This window comes from Micromonospora sp. NPDC003944, from assembly GCF_053605225.1.
Genome location: NZ_JBSGIV010000074.1, coordinates 1 through 20,318 on the forward strand (window position 1 = coordinate 1; position 20,318 = coordinate 20,318).

The window sequence follows — 20,318 nt, forward strand, 5'->3', positions numbered from 1 at the left end:
CGGTCCAGTTCAGGGTCGGAGTGGTGCGGACGCGTCGGCCGGTGAGGGCCGTGGCTCCGTGTCAGCGAGCGACCCCCGGGCACGCAGAAGCCGCCTCGCGAGGACCGTGGGTGAGCCTCCGCCCCGGGGTAGGGGCGGACAGCTTTCAGGTCGTCAGGAGGCGGCTGGGCGGCGCGCTGGCTGGCCCGTGCGACGAGCCGGCGCGGAGGCACTCACCGGGGGCGGCCGGCAGCGCCCGGTGGCGGCCAGAGCCACCACCGGGGGCGTGCAGCGCCGCGGTCAGGCCGGGGCGACGGCGCGCGTACGGCGCATCGTCAGCACGTACTCGACGAGCGAGATCAGCACGTGCTTCGTCGACTCCCGGTTACGGGCGTCGCAGGCCACCACCGGCACGTCGCTCGAGATCGCCAAGGCGTCCCGGACGTCCTGCGGGTCGTGGTACTGCATACCGTCGAAGCAGTTGATCGCCACCAGGTACGGCAGGCGTCGGTGCTCGAAGAAGTCGATCGCCGCGAAGCAGTCGGCCAGCCGGCGGGTGTCCACCAGCACGACCGCGCCGATCGCACCCCGCACCAGTTCGTCCCACATGAACCAGAAACGGGTCTGACCCGGCGTACCGAACAGGTACAGGATCAGGTCACGGTCGATCGAGATCCGGCCGAAGTCCATGGCCACCGTGGTCGTCGTCTTGCCCGGCACCTGCCGGGTGTCGTCGACGCCCACGCCAGCGGAGGTCATGATGGCCTCGGTGGTCAGCGGCGTGATCTCCGAGACCGAGCCGACCAGCGTCGTCTTACCGACGCCGAATCCACCGGCGATTACGATCTTCGCCGACGTCACGCGGCCGCTCGGGTTCGGCGGGCGGTGCGACATGTCAGAGCCTGCGAAGTCCACTCAGCACCCTCTCCAGCAGTTCAGTGCCCACCGCGTCGTCGGAGTCGTCCAAAATGGTCGGCTCGTGGACCGCGACCAGGCCGTCCGTCGCCATGTCGGCGATGAGCACCCGGGCCACACCGAGCGGGAGCTGCATCCGCGCCGCGATCTCCGCGAGCGATTGCACGCGTCCGTCACACAGCGCGGCGATGTACTGGTGTTCGCGGCCCTGGCCGCCGTTGCCATTGGCAGCGGCCCGGCCGCGCACCGTCGTCTCGACGAGCGCCTCCAGCGCGATGTCGAGCCGAGGACGGGTGCGACCACGGGTCACGGCGTATGGACGGACCAACGCTCCGGTCGGTTCGTCACGATCGGCCATCTCGCCGCTCACCTCCTTCGCACCCGCTACCGGCTCCCACCGGTGAAACCCGTCGTTGTCGTTGTTGCAGTCGTGCCGACCTCACGATCGGCGAGACGTCAGCCCAGCATTCCCGCAGCCGCACGCGGCTGCGGGGTCAGCGCGTCGCCCACCCGGTCGACGAGCAGCGCCATCTCGTAGCCAACCTGGCCCACGTCGGAGCTGCGCGCTGCCAGCACGGCGAAGGACGAGCCGTCCGAGATGGACATCAGGAACAGGAAGCCATTGTCCATCTCCACGACGGTCTGCAACACCGCGCCTCCCTCGAAGCAGCGGGCTGCCCCCTGGGTCAGGCTGACCAGACCCGACGAGATCGCGGCGAGCTGATCTGCCCGGTCGCGCGGCAGATCCCGTGACGACGCGAGGAGTAGGCCGTCCGCCGATACGGCGACCGCGTGCGCGACGCCGGGCACCCGGTCGGCGAAGTTGGCGAGCAGCCAACCAAGATCCTGCGTAGTTGTCATCCTTCTTGCTCCTTCTGCCCGCTCCCGGCCACCGGGCCTGAGCCAGACTGCGAGGATTGCCCTCCCGGAGTCGCCTCCGGGCTGGTCGGGTTGTCCGAGGTGCTACGCCCTCGCTGCACGCCCCGGTGGTAGGCGGAGAGCAGGCCACGGACCGCCTCCGGGGAGCGCCGCTGGACCGAGGCGGTGGGCTTCTCCACCGCGCCGGGCACCAGCTGCGCCATCGGCTTGCGTTTCGGCAGACCGGTCGTGGTGGTCTCGCTCACCGGCGCCGCGCCGGCCGCCGCTGAGGCGGCACGCCAGCCGTCGTCGGCGGCGGTCTGCCAGCCGTTGCTCTGCGGTTGGGGCCGGCGGTTCGGCAGGCTCTCGGCGAGGCTGGGGCGGTTGCCCCCGTTCGCTGTGGAGCCGTTGTCCCGCGGCGTGCCTCCGACCGTCGGAGTGTCTGCCATCGGTGTGTTACCTGTCGTCCCGGGTGGTGTCTTGTGGACTGCCCGACCGCTGGCCTCGACCGTGGCGAACTGCTGGGTCGCGGAGTCGCCGTTCGTCGCCGGCTGGGCGCCGGCGGCGGTCTCCTCGGATCCCGGGCGACGAGTACGGAACCAGGCCGACTCGAGCTCCCGGAAGATCGGCAGCTCCATCGTCTCGTCCGCGTACCGCTGGCGGTTCTGCGCCTGCGGCTGCTGCGGTGCCGGTCGAGTCTGTGGAGCCGGAGCCGGGGTCGGCGCCGGGGCGGGAGGTTGCGCCGCGGCCGGCTGCTCACCGGGCCGCGGAACCCGCGGCAGCTCCGTCGTCATGTCCAGGGCGGCGGCGAGCCGCTCGGGCACCGGCGGGGTGGCCGTGTCCCGGTCGGCACCCGGCACTGGCGGCCAGGCCGGCGGTGCCGGGGCGCTGGTTGCCGGCGCGGGCGGGGCGGAGCGGGGTGCGAACCCGCTGAACGACTGGCCGGAGGCGGGCGGTGCCGAGTACGGCTGACCGGACGCTGGCGAGGCCGAGACCGGCGAGGCCGACACGGGCGCCGCCGAGACCGGCGGACCGGCGTACGGCTGCCCGGAGGCCGGAGCGGCCGACACCGGCGCGCCGCCGTACGGCGCACCCGAGTAGGGCTGCGCGGAGACCGGCGGCGCCGAGTACGGAGGCGCCTCCGGGCTGCTCGGCAGCTGCCGAGGGATGGCCGGCTGCTGGCCGGTGGTCGGGCTCTCGTCCCCGCCCCGGCGCTGCGGCAGCGGGTCGGTCCCCTGGCCGTTTGCCGACCGGGGGGTGAACCCGTCGCCGCCGTTGACACCGTTCGCGCCCGCCGCACCGGTCAGGTCGGACCAGGCCGGCATCGAGCGGTACGCACCGCCGTTGGTGGGGGTGCCGGCACCGTTGCGCGACGCGGGCTCGAACGGACGACCGCCAAGGGTGACCTGGTTGCCGGACTCGCTCGGGCGAGGACCGTTGCCAAGCGCGGGGAGCGCGCCGAAGACCGGCGCGGGCCCACCGGACTGCGGGCCACCGAACTGGGGAGCACCGGCCGCCGGCAGCGCCGGAGGCTGCTGCACCCGACCGGAGAGCGCCCTGGGCACCAGCACCGAGGTGGGCAGGGTCACGTCGGCGACCGTGCCGCGATCGTTGCCGGGGCGCAGTTCGACCCGGACACCGTGCCGGGACGCCAGCCGGGCGACCACGACCAGGCCCATCATCCGGGACACGGCCACGTCCACCTGCGGTGGCGTCGCGAGCCGCTCGTTGAGGTCGTGCAACTGCTCGGCGCTGATGCCGATGCCGCGGTCCTCGACGTACAGCGAGGAGCGGTCGCCGACACGGCGAGCCTCGACCATGACCTGCGAATCGGGCGGGGAGAACGCGGTGGCGTTGTCGAACAGCTCCGCGACGAGGTGCACCAGGTCGTTGACCGCGTGGGCGGCGACCTCGATGTCGCGGTCGATCACCCCGAACTCGATGCGGGTGTAGTGCTCGACCTCGGACTGCGCGGCGCGCAGCACGTCGATGAGAGCGGCCGGCTCACGCTGCACACGGGTGGAGTCGGCACCGGCGAGCACCAGCAGGTTCTCGTCGTTACGGCGCATCCGGGTGGCCAGGTGGTCGAGCTGGAACAGCTCGGCCAGCCGGTCCGGGTCCTCCTCGCCGCGCTCCAGCCGGTCGAGGTGCCCGATGAGGCGGTCGACCAGGATCTGTGAACGGCGGGCCAGGTTGACGAACATGGTCGCGACGGAGGCGCGCAGCGCGGCCTGCTCGGCGGCCGTCCGGACGGCTTCCAGGTGGACGGCGTTGAACGCCTCGGTCACCTGACCGAACTCGTCCTTGCTGCGCACCGGCAGCGGTTCGGCGATCTGGTTGGCCAGCTGCACCGGGGTGAGCTGCCCGACGACCTGCGGGTCGCGCAGCCGGGCCACCGCCTGCGGCAGGCCGTACTGGGCGACGGAGAGCGCGCCCTGCCGCAGCTCGCGCAGCGAGCGGGCCATCGAGCGGGCGACGAGGTACGCGAAGAGGATGGCCAGCAACAGCATGCTGAGCAGCAGACCGGTCTCCAGGAAGACCTGGCGCTGGACGTCCGAGCGGATCTTGTCGGCCTGGGCGACCACTTCGCTGTCGAGCTTCGTCTCGACGGTGCGGACCAGCTTGGCGTTGGCCGTCATGGCGGCTTCCCACTGGTCCGGGCCGAACGGCGCACCGCGCATGTCGCCGGTGGTGTTGCCGTCGATCCAGCCGGTGTAGTTCTGTGCCTGCCGGCGGTCGCCGCCCGCGACCGTCTGGTCGTGGAACTTCGCGTCGTCCGGGGTGGCGACGGCCTTGAAGCTCTGCAGAGCCTGCTGCTGGCCGGTGTCACTTGCGACGTAGTCCCTGCGCAGTGCCGGGGTCAGGAGCTTTCCGCCAAGCGCGCGGTGCACCACGACCCGTCGTGCGGAGAGGAACTCCTTCTCCCGGGCGACCCCCGCGGCGGCGCGCATCCGGTCGCTCAGCTGGTTGTCACCGGCGAGCTGCGTGGACGAGTCGCGGATCGCGAGCAGGTCGCTGATCAGTCCCTCGTACGCCTGCACGGCCTCGGTGAGCGCGAGCTTGCCGTTGAACACCTGACTGCGTACGCCAGACAGGTCCTGCAGGTTCTGGTCGATGCTGTCGAGCAGACCGTCCATGCTGCTCGGCAGGTCCTCGATCTCGGCCCGCTGCTGGCGGTAGGGGCTCGCCTCCTGATCCACCCGGGAGTTCACCCGGTTGTACGCCTCCTGGTACTGCGCCTTCGGCTGCGTCCCGTTCGCCCCGAGCAGCAGCACGGCGGCTGTCCGCTCGTCCTGCAGAGCGTCGACCAGATCACCTGAGTAGCTCGACAGGTTCGCCAGATCGCCAGCTCGGTTGGCATTGTTGAGCGTCTCCACATGGTCGATGAGACCACTCGTGCCCACCACGACCGTGGCGATGGTCGGCACGATCATGATGAGACCGAGCTTGGACCAGATCGGCATGTCCCCGAGCCGGCTGGCCGGCTGGCGCAGCCGAGACAGGAAGGAGCCCGCCGGCTTTGGCCGTTTGCTCACGTCACCGTCCTCGCGATTACAGCTTCAACGCGTTGCCCCGGGCAACGCCCAGCGACCGACCCGGCGGGTCGGACCCCCGAGATTCCATCACGCCGGTCGGCAAGAAGAAAGCCCAGGTTGTCCCCGACCGAAGGTGTGATGAGATGTTGATGCGATTTGATAGCAGTCCGTCTGGCCGGAGTAACTGAAGGTAATGGAACATCCCCACCGCGTTGTCCTGCTGGCAGGCCCTTCTGGGTCAGGAAAGTCGTACATAGCGCAGCAAACCGGCTTGCCGGTGCTCTGCTTGGACGACTTCTACAAAGACGGCGATGACCCTACGTTGCCACGACGAAACGGCCAGGTGGATTGGGAATCACCGCAGTCCTGGGACGCCCCCAGTGCGGTGGAAATCATTGCCCAACTAGCCCGTGAGGGCAGAGCCGATGTGCCGGTTTATGCGATCGGCGCGGATCGACGGGTAGCCACCCGGCCATTTGATGTCGCCGGATCGCCACTTTTCGTAGCCGAAGGGATTTTCGCGGCCGAGATCGTCGAGGAGTGCCGTCGCCGCGGCCTGCTCGCCGGCGCGTACGCGCTGCGCCGTCCGCGCGGGGCGACCTTCCTGCGCCGACTCGCCCGTGACCTGTCCGAGCAGCGCAAGGCGCCTCGGGTGCTGGTTCGACGCGGGGTGGCTCTGCTGCGGGCCGAGCCCGCGGTGCTGCGCCGGCAGATGGGGCTGGGCGCGGAGGCGGCCCGGGCCCGGGAGGTGCTGCGCCGGGTGGCCGGCCTGCTCGCCGGCCACCCGCACGGCTGAGGTCAGGCGAGCAACTTCGCGTACGCCGGCTTGATCACCTCGTCGATGATCCGCAGCCGCTCGTCGAACGGGATGAAGGCGCTCTTCATCGCGTTGATGGTGAACCACTGAAGCTCTTTCCAGCCGTAGCCGAACGTCTCCACGAGCAGCGACATCTCCCGCGACATCGAGGTGCCGCTCATCAGCCGGTTGTCGGTGTTGACTGTCACCCGGAAGCGCAGGTCCCGCAGCAGGCCGATCGGGTGGTCCGCGATCGAGGCCACCGCGCCGGTCTGCACGTTCGACGAGGGGCACAGCTCCAACGGGATCCGCTTGTCCCGGACGTACGCGGCGAGCCGCCCGAGCGAGCCGTCGGAGGCGATGTCGTCGACGATGCGCACGCCGTGGCCGAGCCGGTCCGCTCCGCACCACTGGATGGCCTGCCAGATCGACGGCAGACCGAACGCCTCCCCGGCGTGGATGGTGAAGTGGAAGTTCTCCCGCTGGAGGTACTCGAAGGCGTCCAGGTGCCGGGTGGGCGGGAAGCCCGCCTCGGCGCCGGCGATGTCGAAGCCGACCACCCCGGCGTCCCGGTGCCGCACGGCCAACTCGGCGATCTCCTGCGAGCGGGCAGCGTGCCGCATCGCGGTGAGCAGGGTGCCCACCCGGATGGTCAGGCCCGCCTCGACCGCCAGGGCGGTGCCCTCGGCGAACCCGGCCAGCACCGCCTCGACCACCTCGTCCAGGCTGAGGTCACGTTCCAGGTGCTGCTCGGGGGCGAAGCGCACCTCGGCGTAGACCACGCCGTCGGCGGCCAGGTCCAGGGCGCACTCGCGAGCCACCCGACGCAGCGCCGGCGCGGTCTGCATGACCGCCACGGTGTGCGCGAACGTCTCGAGGTAGCGCTCCAGGGAGCCGGAGTCCGCCGCGTCCGCGAACCAGCGTCCGAGCGCTTCGGGGTCGGCGGTGGGCAGTTCGTGGCCCACCTCGGCGGCCAGGTCGACGATCGTCGCCGGCCGCAGGCCACCGTCGAGGTGGTCGTGCAGCAGCGCCTTCGGAACCTTGACGATGTCCTCGTACCGGATAGTTGCGACCATGCTCAGACCCTAGTCAGCGGCCCTGGCGGGCCGGGACGGGACCGGCCGGGTGTCACGGCCGCCACCCGTACACCCGATGCACCTGGAGGCGGATCACGAGCCGCCCGTCCGCGACCATCGCAGCGCGGTAGTCCGCCCAGTCCGGGTGCTCGCCGCGGATCCGCCGGTAGACCTCGACCAACTCGTCGACAGTCTCGTCCGTGGTGGCCGCGGCCGGATCGGTGAGGGTCACCACCCCCTCGGCGACCGCGTACGCGCCACCGTCCGGCGTGCTCACGTGGAAGCTCGCCCGAGGATCACGGCGCAGGTTGCGCGCCTTCGCCCGGTCACCAGTGGTGGAGCAGCGGATCAGGCCCGGCTCGGCCAGGTAGTCGAGGTTGGACAACTGGGGTCGGCCGTCCCGGCGCAGGGTGACAAGCACCCCACGCCCCCGCTCACCGAACAACTCCCAGAGGGCGGGGTCACCGTGGAGAGATTTCGTTGACATGTCATCGAACTTAGGCGGCATATCGGTGACGTGTCAACGAACCGCTAGACTCGTCGGATGGACGCAGCCCGGTGGTTGGACGAACGGGAGGACCGCGCCTGGCGCGGCTACCGCCGTATGCGTCGGCTGCTCGACCTGGAGCTGGCCCGGGAGCTGACCCAGGACGCCGGCCTCTCCGAGGCGGACTACGACGTGCTCTCCGACCTCTCCGAGACCCCGCAGGGGCGGCTGCGCCTACGGGAGCTGGCCGACCGCATGCTCTGGTCGCGCAGTCGGCTCTCCCACCACCTGACCCGGATGCAGCAGCGCGGGCTGGTGACCCGGGCGGAGTGCGCCGACGACGCCCGGGGCTCGGTCGTCGTCCTCACCCCCGCCGGGCGGCAGGCCATCGAGTCCGCCGCCCCCGGCCACGTGGCCGCCGTCCGCCGGCACCTGATCGACCTGCTCAGCCCGGCCGAGATCGACGCGCTCGGGGCGCTCACCCACCGGGTGGTCGACAAGCTCGGCGGACGGGCAACCCGCCCGCGGCACGACCCGGAGGTCTGAGGTGGACCCGCGCATCCTCGACCGCCTGCGCTGCCCGGTCTGCGGCGAGCCACTCGCCGAGGCGATTGCCGGCACCGCCCGGGCGTTGCGCTGCCCGCGCCGGCACAGCTTCGACATCGCCCGGCAGGGCTACGTCAACCTGCTCGCCGGACGTGCCCCGCACGCCGGCGACACCGCCGAGATGGTGGCCGCCCGGGCGGACTTCCTCGCCGCCGGGCACTACGACCTCATCTCCGCCGCCCTCGCCACTGCCGCCACGGACGCCGTCGGCCGTCTCGGCGCCCCGTACCCGGCAGAGCCCTCGGCGCCCGACTTCGGGGCGTACCCCCTGGTGGTGGATGCCGGCGCTGGCACCGGCCGGTACCTCGGCGCGGTGCTGGCGGCGCTGCCGGACGCCGTGGGTCTGGCCCTTGACGTCTCCAAGCCGGCGCTGCGGCGCGCGGCCCGCGCGCATCCCCGGGCCGCCGCCGCGCTCGCCGACACCTGGCAGCGGCTGCCGCTCGCGGACGCCTCGACCACCGTCCTGCTCAACGTCTTCGCCCCGCGCAACGGCGCCGAGTTCCACCGGGTGCTCGACCCGGCCGGCACGCTGCTGGTGGTCACGCCCGACACCGGCCACCTCGCCGAGTTGGTGGCAGCCCTCGACCTGCTCACGGTGGACCCGGACAAGGCCGACCGGGTGACCGGCAGCCTGGGCGGGCACTTCACCCTGGTCAGCTCGGCGACCCACCGGGCGGAGCTGGCCCTCGGCCGGGCAGAGGTCGCCGCAGTGGTCGGGATGGGCCCGAACGCCTGGCACACCGACCCGGCCGCGCTCGACGCCCGGCTGGCCGCCCTACCCGAGCCGGTGCGGGTCACCGTGGCGGTCCGACTCGACGTCCTGCGACCTCGCTGACCTCAGGTGGAGAGGTCTACCTCTTCCCAGCCGGGCGGCTCGTCGTGGTACGGCCCGCGCAGGATCACCGCCCACTCCAGCGCCCAGCGCCGCTGCCCGATCGCGTTCGCGTCGACGAGGCCCGGCGCACGTCGGCCGCCGCGCTCGGTCTCCAGGTACGCCCAGTCCAGGCAGTAGTGCAGGTCGAGCAGGGCGGCCGCGTCGGCCGGGTGCTGTGGTGCGGTGAGGATCCGGGAGCGCCAGTGCGGAAAGGTCTCCCCCTCGGCGATGTGCGGCAGCCGCTCGACCAGCCGCTCGTCGACGGCGAGCGTCGGGTCGAGCTGCTTGCTCAGCCCGAGCACCCAGGCCAGCGCGAAGAGCGCGTCGTGGTGCAGCACGAACGAGCGGTGGTCGCCCTTGCCGCCCATCACGAACTGCCACTCCGGCGGGGTGACCATGTCGACCAGGTGCGAGCCGAGCAGCCAGCTCATCGCCGCCTGCGGGGGCATCCCGAAGCAGCGGGCCAGGATCAGGTGCAGCACCGCGATCCGCGCCTCGATCTCCCCGGTCGGGCGCAGGTCGATCTGGTCGCCCGGTTCCCAAACGAGGGGAAACTGGGCCGGCGGCAACGGCAGGCCGAGCCGGGACAGCTCGTCCAGGCTCGCCTCGCGCACCTCACGTGGGTCGGGGGCAGCAACGGTCACGGCGGATCTTCCTGTCTGCTCGCGCCGGCGCAAGGCCGGTTGTCCCCCCTTGGCCTGCGACAATAGCGCTCCCAGGTGACCGGCACCACGTCAGGGCGACGGCGGTTCGATCAGCCGATGCGTTCGATGACCAACGACGTCGCCGCCGGAGCCGTCGACGCGATCCGCACCGCGTTCGCGGCCTCGGTCAGCGCGGCCGGAATCCGTGCCGGGTCCTCGGCCCGCAGCTCGTAGAGCGGGTCACCGGCCCGCACCTCGTCACCCGGCCGCCTGTGCAACACCACCCCGGCCGGCACGCTGACCGGGTCCTCCTTGCGCGCCCGGCCCGCGCCGAGTCGCCACGCCGCAACCCCCATGGCGTACGCGTCGACGGCCGCGACGTACCCGTCCCGCTCGGCGCGAACCACCTCAACCTCGGGGGCCGTCGGCATCGGCGCGTCCGGGTCGCCGCCCTGCGCCCGGATCATCGCCCGCCAGGAGTCCATGGCCCGGCCGTCGCGCAGCGCCGCCGCCGGGTCGGCGTCCGGCAGGCCGGCAGCGTCGAGCATCTCCCGGGCCAGCGCGAGGGTCAGCTCCACCACGTCTGCGGGTCCGCCACCGGCGAGCACCTCGACCGACTCGGTCACCTCGACGGCGTTACCGATCGTTAGACCCAGCGGGGTGGACATGTCAGTGAGCAGGGCGACCGTCCGCACTCCGTGCGCGCCGCCCAGCTCCACCATGGTGCGCGCCAGCTCACGGGCCTGGTCGACGGACTTCATGAAGGCGCCCGAGCCGACCTTGACGTCGAGGACCAGCGCCCCGGTGCCCTCGGCGATCTTCTTGCTCATGATCGAGCTGGCGATCAGTGGGATCGCCTCCACGGTGCCGGTCACGTCGCGCAACGCGTACAGCTTGCGGTCGGCGGGGGCCAACCCGGCACCGGCCGCGCAGATCACCGCGCCGACCTCGTCCAGCTGGGCGATGAACTCGTCGTTGCTCACAGTGGCCCGCCAGCCCGGAATGGACTCCAACTTGTCGAGCGTGCCGCCGGTGTGCCCGAGACCCCGGCCACTGAGCTGCGGTACGGCCGCGCCGCACGCCGCCACCAGCGGGGTGAGCGGCAGAGTGATCTTGTCGCCGACGCCGCCGGTGGAGTGCTTGTCAACAGTCGACCGGCGGACCGCCGACAGGTCCAGCCGCTCCCCGCTGGCGATCATCGCAGCGGTCCACCTGGCGATCTCCGGCCCGGTCATGCCGTTGAGCAGGATCGCCATCGCCAGCGCGGACATCTGCTCGTCGGCGACGACCCCCCGGGTGTACGCGTCGACCACCCAGTCGATCTGCGCGTCCGACAGCACACCCCCGTCGCGCTTGACCCGAATGACGTCAACAGCAGCAAAACTCATCAGAAGTTCTTCCCTCGTCTGTTGCAGATCCCTACCGACTGCGGTCGACCACGCCGGGGCGGGGGCCGACCGCAACCACTAAGACCACCGCACCGGGATCTCCGCAGGCGGCTCACCCTCGCCGGCCCAGAAGATGGTGCCGGTGGCGTCGACCACGACCACCCGCGGGGTCCGGGCCATGCCCCAGACGATCGCCTCGGCCGGGTCGTCCCAGCTCGGCGCCTCCTCCAACACCCCGGTCTCGGCGCTCGCGTCGTCCCCCGCCGAACGCTCCCAGTACGCGGTCCACACCTGCTGACCGGCGGACATGTCCGGGTGCACGAAGACGGTGCCACGCCCTCGCCAGGCGGCGAGCCGCTCCGGGACCACCGGCACCGGCGTCTCCCCGGTGACCGCCTCCAGATCCTCCACGCCGAAGGCGTGCGGCAGCAGCTCGGCCATCCGTAGCGGCCTGGTCTTGCTCTCGATCAGGCACTCCGGCCCGCCGTGCTCCCAGAGCAGCTGGCGGCACCGACCGCACGGCATCAACGGCTCGCCTGTCGCGTCGACGCAGGAGAGCGCGACGAGCCGACCACCGCCGGTGGCGTGCAGGCTGGACACCACCCCGCACTCGGCGCACAGCGTCACCCCGTACGCGGCGTTCTCCACGTTGCAGCCGACCACGACGCGGCCGTCGTCGACGAGCGCGGCGGCGCCGACCGGGAACGTCGAGTACGGCGCGTACGCGTGCCGCATCGCGTCGGTGGCGGCAGCGCGCAGCTGCGCCCAGTCAATGTCGGTCATGCCACCATTCTGCCCACGCAGCCCAGGTCAGAAGCAGGCAGGGCGGGGTGTGGTTCCCCGCCCTGTTGATCAAGAGGTTTGCGTCACGAACAACGCCCTTCCTGACCGAAACCTCTTGATCAACAGGATGGTGCGGTCAGCCCTTGATGTACGGCTTGCCGTCGGCGGCCGGCGCCCGGACCCGGCCGACAAGCCCGGCGACGGCCAGGATGGTCGCCAGGTAGGGCAGCATGGCCAGGAACTGGCTGGGGATCGAGCTGCTGATCGCACCCAGGTAGGTGGCGAGTTGGTCGGCGAAGCCGAAGAAGAGCGCGGCGAGCAGCGCCCCGGTCGGGTTCCACCGGCCGAAGATCAGCGCGGCAAGTGCGATGAAGCCCTTACCGCCGATCATGTTCTTGGTGAACGAGTAGAGCGCGAGGGTGTAGGACGCCCCGCCGATGCCGGCGACCACGCCGGCCAGCAGCACGTTGCGGTAGCGCACCCGCAGCACCTTGACGCCGAGCGTGTCGGCGGCGATCGGGTGCTCGCCGACCGAGCGGGTCCGCAGCCCCCACCGGGTACGGAACAACCCGATGTGGATCACCAGCACCAGGAGCAGCCCGAGGTAGAGGAAGATGTTGCCGCGGAACAGCGCCGGCCCGAGCACCGGGATGTCCTTCAGGAGCGGGATCTCCCAGTTGCTGAAGCGGGGCGCGCTGTTGTATTTCTCGGCGTCGGTCTGCATCAGCCGCTCGTAGAGGAAGCCGGTGACACCGACCGCCAGCAGGTTCAGCACGATGCCCATGACGACCTGGTCGACCAGGTAGCGGATGGCGAAGACGGCGAGCAGCAGCGAGATGAACGCGCCACCGAGGGCGGCGGCCACCAGGCCCACCCAGACGCTGCCGGAGATGCTGCCGAACAGGGCCCCGCTGAACGCGCCCATCAGCAGTTGGCCCTCGATGGCCACGTTGACCACGCCGGAGCGTTCGCAGAGCACACCGGCGAGCGCACCGAAGATCAGCGGCAGGGCCAGGATGAACGTGCCCCGGAGAATGTTGACAAGTGGCATGAAGTTCTGCCCGGCCGGCGCGGCGGAGACCTGCCAGCAGAGGAACGACAGAACGAAGGCGACAAGCCCGACGCCGAGCACGGGGAGGAACCACCGCTTCGGCACCCCGGCGAGCAACGCCGCGCCGGCGGCGATCGTGATGATCCCGAACAGGATCGCCCCGATCGTGCCGTTGATCTCCAAGGCGGCGCCTGCCGCGTCGTCGCTGAGCGTGAACCGGGCCTGCTGGTCGGTGGCGAGCGCGCCGAAGAGCACCGCGGACAGCAGGCCGAGCCCCAGCAGCGTGAGGCCGACCTTGCGGCTGCGGGTCCAGAAGCCCTCGTCGACGGGGGCGACGGCGATGTCGGGGACAGCCATGGTGGACATGAGTTACCAGCCCTTCGCCAGGCTCGTCTGCAACCGGGCGGCGCGTGCGGCCCGGAGCTGGAAGATCGCCTTCACCAGGGCCGGCGCGGCGATGAAGATGACGATCAACGCCTGGAGCACCGTCACCAGCTCAAGCGAGATCCCGGAGTACGACTGCATCCGGTTACCCCCGGCCTGCAGCGCCCCGAACAGCAGCGCGGCGAGCAGCACCCCCCAGGGCTTCACCCGCCCCAGCAGCGCCACCAGGATGCCGTCGAAGCCGATCTGCGCGACCACCAGCGGGGTCAACGCGCTGGCGGTGGAGCCGAGCACCATGTTCGAGCCGCCGAGACCGGCCAGGATTCCGGCGAAGACCATGATCAGGATGTACGTCCGGGTGACGCTGATACCCGCGGTCCGGGCGGCGTCCGGGTTGGCACCGACCGCGCGCAGCTCGAAGCCGAGCGTCGAGCGGTTGAGCAGCCAGGCGACCGCCCAGGTGGCCAGTACGGCGAGCAGGATGCCGGCGTGCACCCGCAGGTTGTCGCCGAGCAGTCGGGGCAGCTGAGCGGAGCTGTCCACCGCCTTGCTGATCGCGTCGGTACGGGTCGGGTCCTGCACGCCGTTCTGCACGATCAGCCAGGTCAGGAAGTACGTGGCGACGTAGTTGAGCATGATCGTGTTGATCACCTCGTGCGCGCCGGCGCGGGCCTTGAGGATGCCGGGGATGAAACCCCAGATCGCCCCGCCAAGCGCGCCGGCAAGCACCGCCACCAGCAGGTGCAGGCCGGGTGGCAGCGGCAGCAGGAAGCCGGCCAGCGCCGCCATGATCACGCCGATCGTGGCCTGGCCCTGGGCGCCGATGTTGAACAGGCCGCCCCGGAAGGCCAGCGCCACCGACAGGCCGGTGAAGACCAGCGGCGCGGTGTAGGTGAGCGTCTCCGAGATCGGCGCGAGCACCGCCTGCCAACCGCCGGTGCCGTTCACCCAGGCGGAGAACGCCTCGGGGTCGAAGACCGAGCCCTTGAACAGGTTGGCGTACGCCTCACTGACGAGCGTCCAGCTGGAGTTGATCGCGTCGGACGGGCGGGAGGTGATGTACGAGTAGGTGGAGAGCACCGCGGGATCAGAGATGATCATCAGCACCGCGCCGACCACGATCGCCAGCACCAGCGACAGCAGGGTCACCGTGAAGGTGTTGGCCGCCCAGAGGTTGTCCAGGAACAACCGGCCCAGGCTCGGCTTCGACTCCGGCGTCGGGTCCGGCTTCGCCACCGAGCGGTCCGGCTCGGTCGCCACCTCGGCCCGTTCGGTGTTGCCGAGCGCGTTCTGCGCGGCCTGCGCCTCGCTCGCCGGCTCCTTGTCCGGCGAGCCGGACTGCGGGTTGGAAGGGTTGGTCATGCCGTCACTCCGCTTCGCTGCCTGACGTCATGACGCACCGACCCCCGACAACCATGCTTCACTCGCTGGCGCTCGCTCATGCCTTGTCCTCGCTCGCGGAGCCCGCGTCGCTCGCCGGGCTCCCGTCTGCCGCTTCGGGCTCGCCGTCGGCGGGTGCCGCGACGGCTTCGTGGGCCGCGTCCGGGCTGATGCCGGCCATCAGCAGGCCGATCTCCTCACGAGGGGTGTCCGGGCCGACGATGCCGATGATCCGACCGCGGTACATCACCGCGATCCGGTCGGCCAGCCCGATCACCTCGTCGAGTTCGCTGGAGACCACCATGACTGCGGTGCCGACGTCGCGTTCGTGGATGATCTGGCTGTGGATGAACTCGATCGACCCGACGTCGACGCCACGGGTCGGCTGGGCGGCGATGAAGAGCTTCAGCGGCCGGGACAGCTCCCGGGCCACGATCACCTTCTGCTGGTTGCCGCCGGAGAGGGTGCCCACCGCCGCGTCGGCCGATGAGGTACGGACGTCGAACTGCTCGATCCGCTCCTTCGCCGAGGCCGCGATCGCGTCCGGCTTCAACGCCAGCCCGGAACCGAACGGCGGCCGGTCGTAGATGTCCAGCACCAGGTTCTCCGCGACGCTGAACTCCTTGACCAGGCCGTCCACGCTGCGGTCCTCGGGCACGTAACCGACGCCCGCCCGGAGCACCTTCTTGGGTTTCCAGCCGTCGATCCGGTCGCCGGCCAGGCTGACCGTGCCGGCGAGCACCGGCCGCAGGCCCATGATCGCCTCGATCAGCTCGGTCTGACCGTTGCCCTGCACGCCCGCCACGCCGAGCACCTCGCCGGCGCGCACGGTCAGGTCGATGCCGTCCACCGCGCGGATCTGCCGGTCGTCGTCGACGACCAGGCCGGACACCTCAAGCACCGGCTCGCCCGGCGTGGCCGGGGACTTGTCCACGGTGAGCCGGACGTTGCGCCCGACCATCAACGCCGCCAGCTCGTCACGGCTGGCCTCCGGGGAGGCGGTACCGACGGTCTTACCGCGTCGGATCACGGTGATCCGGTCGGCGATGGCCTTGACCTCGCCGAGCTTGTGGGTGATGAAGACGATCGACTTGCCCGCCGCCTTGAGCGACCGCATGACCGTCAGCAGTTCCTCGGTCTCCTGCGGGGTGAGCACGGCGGTCGGCTCGTCCAGGATGAGCAGGTCGACGTCGCGGGTGAGCGCCTTGACGATCTCGACCCGCTGTTGGATGCCGACCGGCAGGTCCTCGATCACCGCGTCCGGGTCGACCCGCAGGTTGTAGCGCTCGGACACCTCGGTGACCTCGCGCCGGGCTCGACGCCGGTCCAGGAAGCCGGCGATTCCGCCCCGGGTCTGCTCGGCGCCGAGCATGATGTTCTCGGCGACGGTGAAGACCGGCACCAGCATGAAGTGCTGGTGCACCATGCCGATCCCGGCGCCGATCGCGTCGGACGAGCCCTTCAGCTTCAGCGGCTTGCCGTCGACCAGGATCTCGCCCTCGTCGGGCTGGTAGAGCCCGTAGAGCACGTTCATCAGGGTCGACTTGCCCGCGCCGTTCTCGCCGAGGAGGGCGTGAATCTCTCCAGGCTCCACCGTCAGGTCGATGTGATCGTTGGCGACCAGATCACCGAACCGCTTGGTGATGCCGCGCAGTTCGAGTCTCAGCGCAACCTCCTGGAGTGCGAGCGATGGTGCAGCCTAGCTGCCGTTGAACCGACCGGACCGGCCCGGCCGCCGTGGTGCGCGATCGGCCGCTCCGACCCCGCGGGGCACCCGCAGAGCCAGAGCGGCCGATCGGTCGTAGCTGTCCCCGCCGACCTCCCCGATGATCTCACCGGAGGAGCCGGCCGGTTGTCACTTGGTCGGCTGGGCCTTCGAGGTGACGGTGATGGTGCCAGCGGCGATGTCCGCCTTGATCTTGTCGACCTCGGCCTTCAGCTCGGCCGGAACCTTGCTGTCGAAGTCGTGGTACGGGGCGATCGAGACACCGTTGTTGGCAAGGGTGCCGACGAAGCCCGGCGTGGCCGGCAGCTTGTCACCGGCGGCGGCCTTGACCACGGCCTCCTTGACGGCATCCGGGATGTTCTTGACGACGGTGGTGATGATCGCCGCGCAGTCCGGGGTGCTCTCGCAACCGTCGACGTCCACCCAGATGGTGTTGTACTTGCCGCCCGACGCCTTGGCCGCGGCCGTGGTGCCGAGGCCGGAGCCGCCGGCGACCGGCATGATGATGTCCGCGCCCTGGGCGACCAGCGCGTCGGAGACCTTCTTGCCCTCGTCCTGCTTGGCGAAGTCGTTGGTGAAGGAGCCCTTCTGGGTCTCCTTGTTCCAACCCAGCGCCTGGACGTTCTTGCCCTTGGCGGTGTTGTAGTACTTCACACCGTCGACGAAGCCGTCCATGAAGATGGTCACCGGCGGGATCGGCAGACCACCGTAGGTGCCCACCTTGCCGCTCTTGCTCATCCCGGCGGCCAGGTAGCCGGCCTGGAACGCGGCCTGCGCGGTGTCGAACTGCATCGGGTAGACGTTGGCGTCACCCGTGTTCGCGTCGACGATGCCGAACTCCTGGTTCGGGTTCGCCTTGGCGATCTTCGAGGTGGCGTTGGCCATCAGGCCACCGACCGCCAGGATGAAGTTGCACTTCTGGTTGACGTACTGCGTCAGGTTCGGCTCGTAGTCGGCCTCGGCCTTCGACGCGACGAACTTGATGTCGATGTTGTCGTTGGCGGCCTTGGCCTCCTGCAGACCCTTCCAGGCCGAGGTGTTGAACGACTTGTCGTCGATGCCGCCGACGTCGGTCACCATGCAGGCGCTGAACTTCTTGGCGCCACTGCCGGCGTTGTTGTCATCCTTGGGGGCCTCGCCACAGGCGGCGGCGGTGAGCGCGAGCCCACCCACCGCGACGATCGAGGCGATCCGCATCCCACGCACCGAGCGCAAGACGTCTCCTTCCCATTGCACACCGCGCCTTGTGCGGTGGCAGCCCATCAGCCGACCTGCGGGTGTGCCGCCGGCTGTCCCACGTTACGGACGGGAGCGTACGCCCGCGCCCACCCACCGGCCGACAATCGTGCACGACTGTTGAACGCCTGTTACCCGGGTGTAACCCTTGCGTGGGGCACGTCACTCTCAGTGCTGGTAACCGAGCGCCGCACCGTCCGCAAAGTCCGTTTCTTGGAGGCGTCTCCTCCCCCGGACGTTACCGCCAAAAGACCGCGACTGCCGCGTTGACCAGGGTCAGACCGACGATCGCGAGGAAATGACCGCGGTTGACCACGTCCCGCTTACGGGAGAAGAAGACCATGACGAAGATCAGTAGCGCGATGACCAACTTCGTCACAAGTTTCGCCGGTGCGGGCTCGTCCCCGTCGCGCAGGGGCGCGGAGAGGCCGAGCCCGGTCAGCAACTGGATCACCGAACCCCAGAGCATGGCCGGGTTGATCCGCAGCCGACCGCTTGCGTACTGGGCGATCGCGCCGCCGAGCAGCAGAGCGAACCCGATCAGGTGGACGTAAAGGAGGATGAGTCTGAGAGCTTCCACGGTCGCCATCCTCCCCTATGAACGACGGATCGTAGTAGTCAGAACCGCCGACTGGCGCGGATCCGTGGTCCTCAGCGGTCAGCGAGCGTCTTGACGGGGACGACGCCGGGACGACGCCGGGCCCGCTCCCGGCCCAGGATCCACAACGCCTCCACCCCGTCCCGCCAGGTGATCTTCTTACCCTCGGCACGGCCCCGCGCCCGGTAGGTGATCGGCACGTCGTAGGGGCGGATCTGTCGGCGCAGCAGCTTGCCCGTCACCTCGGCCTCCATGCCGAACCCCCGGGACCGGATGTCCAGCGACCGGTACAGCTCCACCGGCATCAGCTTGAAGCAGGTCTCCAGGTCACCGATGTAGGAGTTGAACAGGACGTTCGCGGCCGTGGTGATCCCCCGGTTTCCGACCACGTACCAGAAGCTGTAGGCGCTGTGGCTGCCGAAGGTGCGGTTGCCGTAGACGACCGTCGCGTGCCCCTCCAGCACCGGCGCCAACAGCTTCGGAATGTCCTGCGGGTCGTACTCCAGGTCGGCGTCCAGGATCACCATGTACTCGCCGCGGGCGTTGTCCACGGCCGTCTTGATCGCGGCGCCCTTGCCCGCGTTTCGCGGGTGCGTCACGACCCGCAGTCGCAGGTCGTCCAGCCGACCGAGGATCTCCGCGGTCTCGTCCGTACTACCGTCGTCGACCACCACGATCTCGATCTCGCACGGGTACCGCACGGCGAGGGTCCGCTTCACCGCCTCCGCGACGCGTTCCGCTTCGTTGTAGACCGCCATCAGGATCGACAGGTGCACAGGACTCTCCCGGGGAACGGCAGCATCGGCGCGGCGCCGGAGCACCCTACCTCGGGTCAGCGGAAATCGATCAACCCCGCTCTCGCCGCCGGGCCGCAGCAAGACGTTGCAGGCCACGGAAGAGCTTGCAGAGCACCCCGCAAGAACTTGCCGGTGGGCTACAGTGCCGCCATGCGCGCTCGACTGTCCGACATCGCCCAGCAGGCCGAAGTCAGCGAGGCCACGGTGTCGCGGGTGCTCAACGACCGCCCCGGCGTGGCCGCGGAGACCCGGCAGGCCGTCCTCACCGCCCTCGACGTGCTCGGGTACGAGCGCCCGGCCCGGCTGCGCAAGCGCAGCGCCGGGCTGGTCGGCCTGGTGGTGCCCGAGCTGGACAACCCGATCTTCCCGGCCTTCGCCCAGGTCATCGAGTCCACTCTGGCGCAGAGCGGGTTCACCCCGGTGCTCTGCACCCAGACCGCTGGCGGCGTGACCGAGGACGAGTACGTGGAGATGCTGCTGGACCGGCAGGTCTCCGGGGTCGTGTTCGTCTCCGGCCTGCACGCCGACACCGCCGCCAACCACGACCGCTACCGGGCGCTGCTCGCCCGGCCGCTGCCGGTCGTGATGATCAACGGGTACGTGCCCGGCATCGGCGCGCCCTTCGTCTCCTGCGACGACCGCGAGGCGGCGGAGCTGGCGGTCGCCCATCTGGTCGCGCTCGGGCACCGGCGGATCGGCCTGATCACCGGCCCGGACCGGTTCGTACCGGTACAGCGCAAGGTGGCCGGCTGGCGCTCCGCGATGACCCGGCTGGCCGGCGTCGCCGAAGCCGACCTGGCCCCCCTCGCCGAGCTGTCACTGTTCGGAGTGGAGGGTGGCGAGGCGGCGGCCGGCCGACTGCTGGACCGCGGCGTCACCGGGGTGGTCTGCGGCTCCGACCTGATGGCGCTCGGCGCGGTCCGGGCGGCCCGCCAACGGGGCCTCAACGTGCCCGACGGTCTCTCCGTGGTCGGCTACGACGACTCCCCGCTGATGGCCTTCACCGACCCGCCGCTGACCACCATGCGGCAGCCGGTCACGGCGATGGCGGTGGCCGCCGTCCGCGCCCTGGTGGACGAGATCAACGGGCACGGCGCCCCGCACTCGGAGTACCTGTTCCGCCCGGAGCTGGTGGTACGCGGCTCCACAGCTGTCGCGCCCAGCTCCGCCCGTCTCTCTTACGCAAGATCTGCTTGACTCTTGC

19 protein-coding genes are annotated in these 20,318 nt (G+C 70.6%); 4 read left to right on the plus strand and 15 right to left on the minus strand.

Features of this window, described 5'->3' with window-relative positions; translation table 11 throughout:
• Positions 1 to 279: 279 nt before the first annotated feature.
• The 4 genes from ACWER9_RS27315 to ACWER9_RS27330 form a co-directional block, all read right to left on the minus strand.
• Positions 280 to 873, minus strand: a complete 594-nt coding sequence (locus ACWER9_RS27315; protein ID WP_007455465.1) for a GTP-binding protein — start codon at positions 871 to 873, stop codon at positions 280 to 282.
• A gap of 1 nt (position 874) precedes the next feature.
• Entirely contained in the window at positions 875 to 1,252 is a 378-nt protein-coding gene (locus tag ACWER9_RS27320; RefSeq protein WP_030329021.1) for a DUF742 domain-containing protein, read from the minus strand.
• A 98-nt stretch (positions 1,253 to 1,350) separates the two neighbouring features.
• Positions 1,351 to 1,755: a roadblock/LC7 domain-containing protein gene (locus ACWER9_RS27325; protein WP_030329023.1), complete on the minus strand. Its 405-nt coding sequence runs from the start codon at positions 1,753 to 1,755 to the stop codon at positions 1,351 to 1,353.
• Positions 1,752 to 5,288, minus strand: a complete 3,537-nt coding sequence (locus tag ACWER9_RS27330) for a nitrate- and nitrite sensing domain-containing protein (protein ID WP_452304541.1) — start codon at positions 5,286 to 5,288, stop codon at positions 1,752 to 1,754. Before ACWER9_RS27330 ends, ACWER9_RS27325 begins: the two co-directional genes overlap by 4 nt.
• A gap of 427 nt (positions 5,289 to 5,715) precedes the next feature.
• Here ACWER9_RS27330 and ACWER9_RS27335 point away from each other — a divergent pair, with 427 nt between their 5' ends.
• Positions 5,716 to 6,084 carry a hypothetical protein gene (locus ACWER9_RS27335; protein WP_452304542.1) on the plus strand — a complete coding sequence of 123 codons (369 nt, stop codon included), beginning with the start codon at positions 5,716 to 5,718 and terminating at the stop codon, positions 6,082 to 6,084.
• Positions 6,085 to 6,086: 2 nt separating this feature from the next.
• Here ACWER9_RS27335 and ACWER9_RS27340 read toward each other — a convergent pair whose 3' ends face one another.
• On the minus strand, positions 6,087 to 7,160 hold the full coding sequence (locus ACWER9_RS27340; protein ID WP_452304543.1) for an adenosine deaminase: 1,074 nt from the start codon (positions 7,158 to 7,160) through the stop codon (positions 6,087 to 6,089).
• 52 nt (positions 7,161 to 7,212) lie between these two features.
• A complete protein-coding gene (locus ACWER9_RS27345; RefSeq protein ID WP_452304544.1) occupies positions 7,213 to 7,647 on the minus strand; it encodes a PPOX class F420-dependent oxidoreductase in 435 nt (144 codons plus the stop codon).
• Between the two features lie 57 nt (positions 7,648 to 7,704).
• Here ACWER9_RS27345 and ACWER9_RS27350 point away from each other — a divergent pair, with 57 nt between their 5' ends.
• The gene (locus ACWER9_RS27350; RefSeq protein ID WP_452304545.1) at positions 7,705 to 8,193 is read left to right on the plus strand and encodes a MarR family winged helix-turn-helix transcriptional regulator; all 489 of its coding nucleotides are present in this window, start codon (positions 7,705 to 7,707) and stop codon (positions 8,191 to 8,193) included.
• 1 nt (position 8,194) lies between these two features.
• Positions 8,195 to 9,088 (plus strand): putative RNA methyltransferase, encoded by an 894-nt coding sequence (locus tag ACWER9_RS27355; protein ID WP_452304546.1) that lies wholly within the window; start codon positions 8,195 to 8,197, stop codon positions 9,086 to 9,088.
• Between the two features lie 2 nt (positions 9,089 to 9,090).
• Here ACWER9_RS27355 and ACWER9_RS27360 read toward each other — a convergent pair whose 3' ends face one another.
• The 9 genes from ACWER9_RS27360 to ACWER9_RS27400 form a co-directional block, all read right to left on the minus strand.
• Positions 9,091 to 9,771, minus strand: a complete 681-nt coding sequence (locus ACWER9_RS27360) for a DUF4272 domain-containing protein (protein ID WP_091394559.1) — start codon at positions 9,769 to 9,771, stop codon at positions 9,091 to 9,093.
• Positions 9,772 to 9,881: 110 nt separating this feature from the next.
• Positions 9,882 to 11,162 (minus strand): thymidine phosphorylase, encoded by a 1,281-nt coding sequence (locus ACWER9_RS27365; protein ID WP_452304557.1) that lies wholly within the window; start codon positions 11,160 to 11,162, stop codon positions 9,882 to 9,884.
• A 75-nt stretch (positions 11,163 to 11,237) separates the two neighbouring features.
• Complete coding sequence (locus tag ACWER9_RS27370) at positions 11,238 to 11,942, minus strand: cytidine deaminase (protein WP_452304547.1); 705 nt, start codon at positions 11,940 to 11,942, stop codon at positions 11,238 to 11,240.
• Between the two features lie 136 nt (positions 11,943 to 12,078).
• Positions 12,079 to 13,359, minus strand: coding sequence for an ABC transporter permease (locus tag ACWER9_RS27375; protein ID WP_452304548.1), 1,281 nt, complete (start codon positions 13,357 to 13,359; stop codon positions 12,079 to 12,081).
• 3 nt (positions 13,360 to 13,362) lie between these two features.
• The gene (locus ACWER9_RS27380; protein ID WP_452304549.1) at positions 13,363 to 14,739 is read right to left on the minus strand and encodes an ABC transporter permease; all 1,377 of its coding nucleotides are present in this window, start codon (positions 14,737 to 14,739) and stop codon (positions 13,363 to 13,365) included.
• 76 nt (positions 14,740 to 14,815) lie between these two features.
• Positions 14,816 to 16,423 carry an ABC transporter ATP-binding protein gene (locus ACWER9_RS27385; RefSeq protein WP_452304558.1) on the minus strand — a complete coding sequence of 536 codons (1,608 nt, stop codon included), beginning with the start codon at positions 16,421 to 16,423 and terminating at the stop codon, positions 14,816 to 14,818.
• 189 nt (positions 16,424 to 16,612) lie between these two features.
• Positions 16,613 to 17,680 carry a BMP family lipoprotein gene (locus ACWER9_RS27390; RefSeq protein WP_452304559.1) on the minus strand — a complete coding sequence of 356 codons (1,068 nt, stop codon included), beginning with the start codon at positions 17,678 to 17,680 and terminating at the stop codon, positions 16,613 to 16,615.
• A 277-nt stretch (positions 17,681 to 17,957) separates the two neighbouring features.
• The gene (locus ACWER9_RS27395; protein WP_357352590.1) at positions 17,958 to 18,299 is read right to left on the minus strand and encodes a hypothetical protein; all 342 of its coding nucleotides are present in this window, start codon (positions 18,297 to 18,299) and stop codon (positions 17,958 to 17,960) included.
• A 71-nt stretch (positions 18,300 to 18,370) separates the two neighbouring features.
• The gene (locus ACWER9_RS27400; protein WP_452304560.1) at positions 18,371 to 19,075 is read right to left on the minus strand and encodes a glycosyltransferase family 2 protein; all 705 of its coding nucleotides are present in this window, start codon (positions 19,073 to 19,075) and stop codon (positions 18,371 to 18,373) included.
• 189 nt (positions 19,076 to 19,264) lie between these two features.
• On the opposite strand from ACWER9_RS27400, the gene ACWER9_RS27405 reads away from it, so the two are divergent.
• Complete coding sequence (locus ACWER9_RS27405; RefSeq protein WP_452304550.1) at positions 19,265 to 20,311, plus strand: LacI family DNA-binding transcriptional regulator; 1,047 nt, start codon at positions 19,265 to 19,267, stop codon at positions 20,309 to 20,311.
• Positions 20,312 to 20,318: the final 7 nt, after the last annotated feature.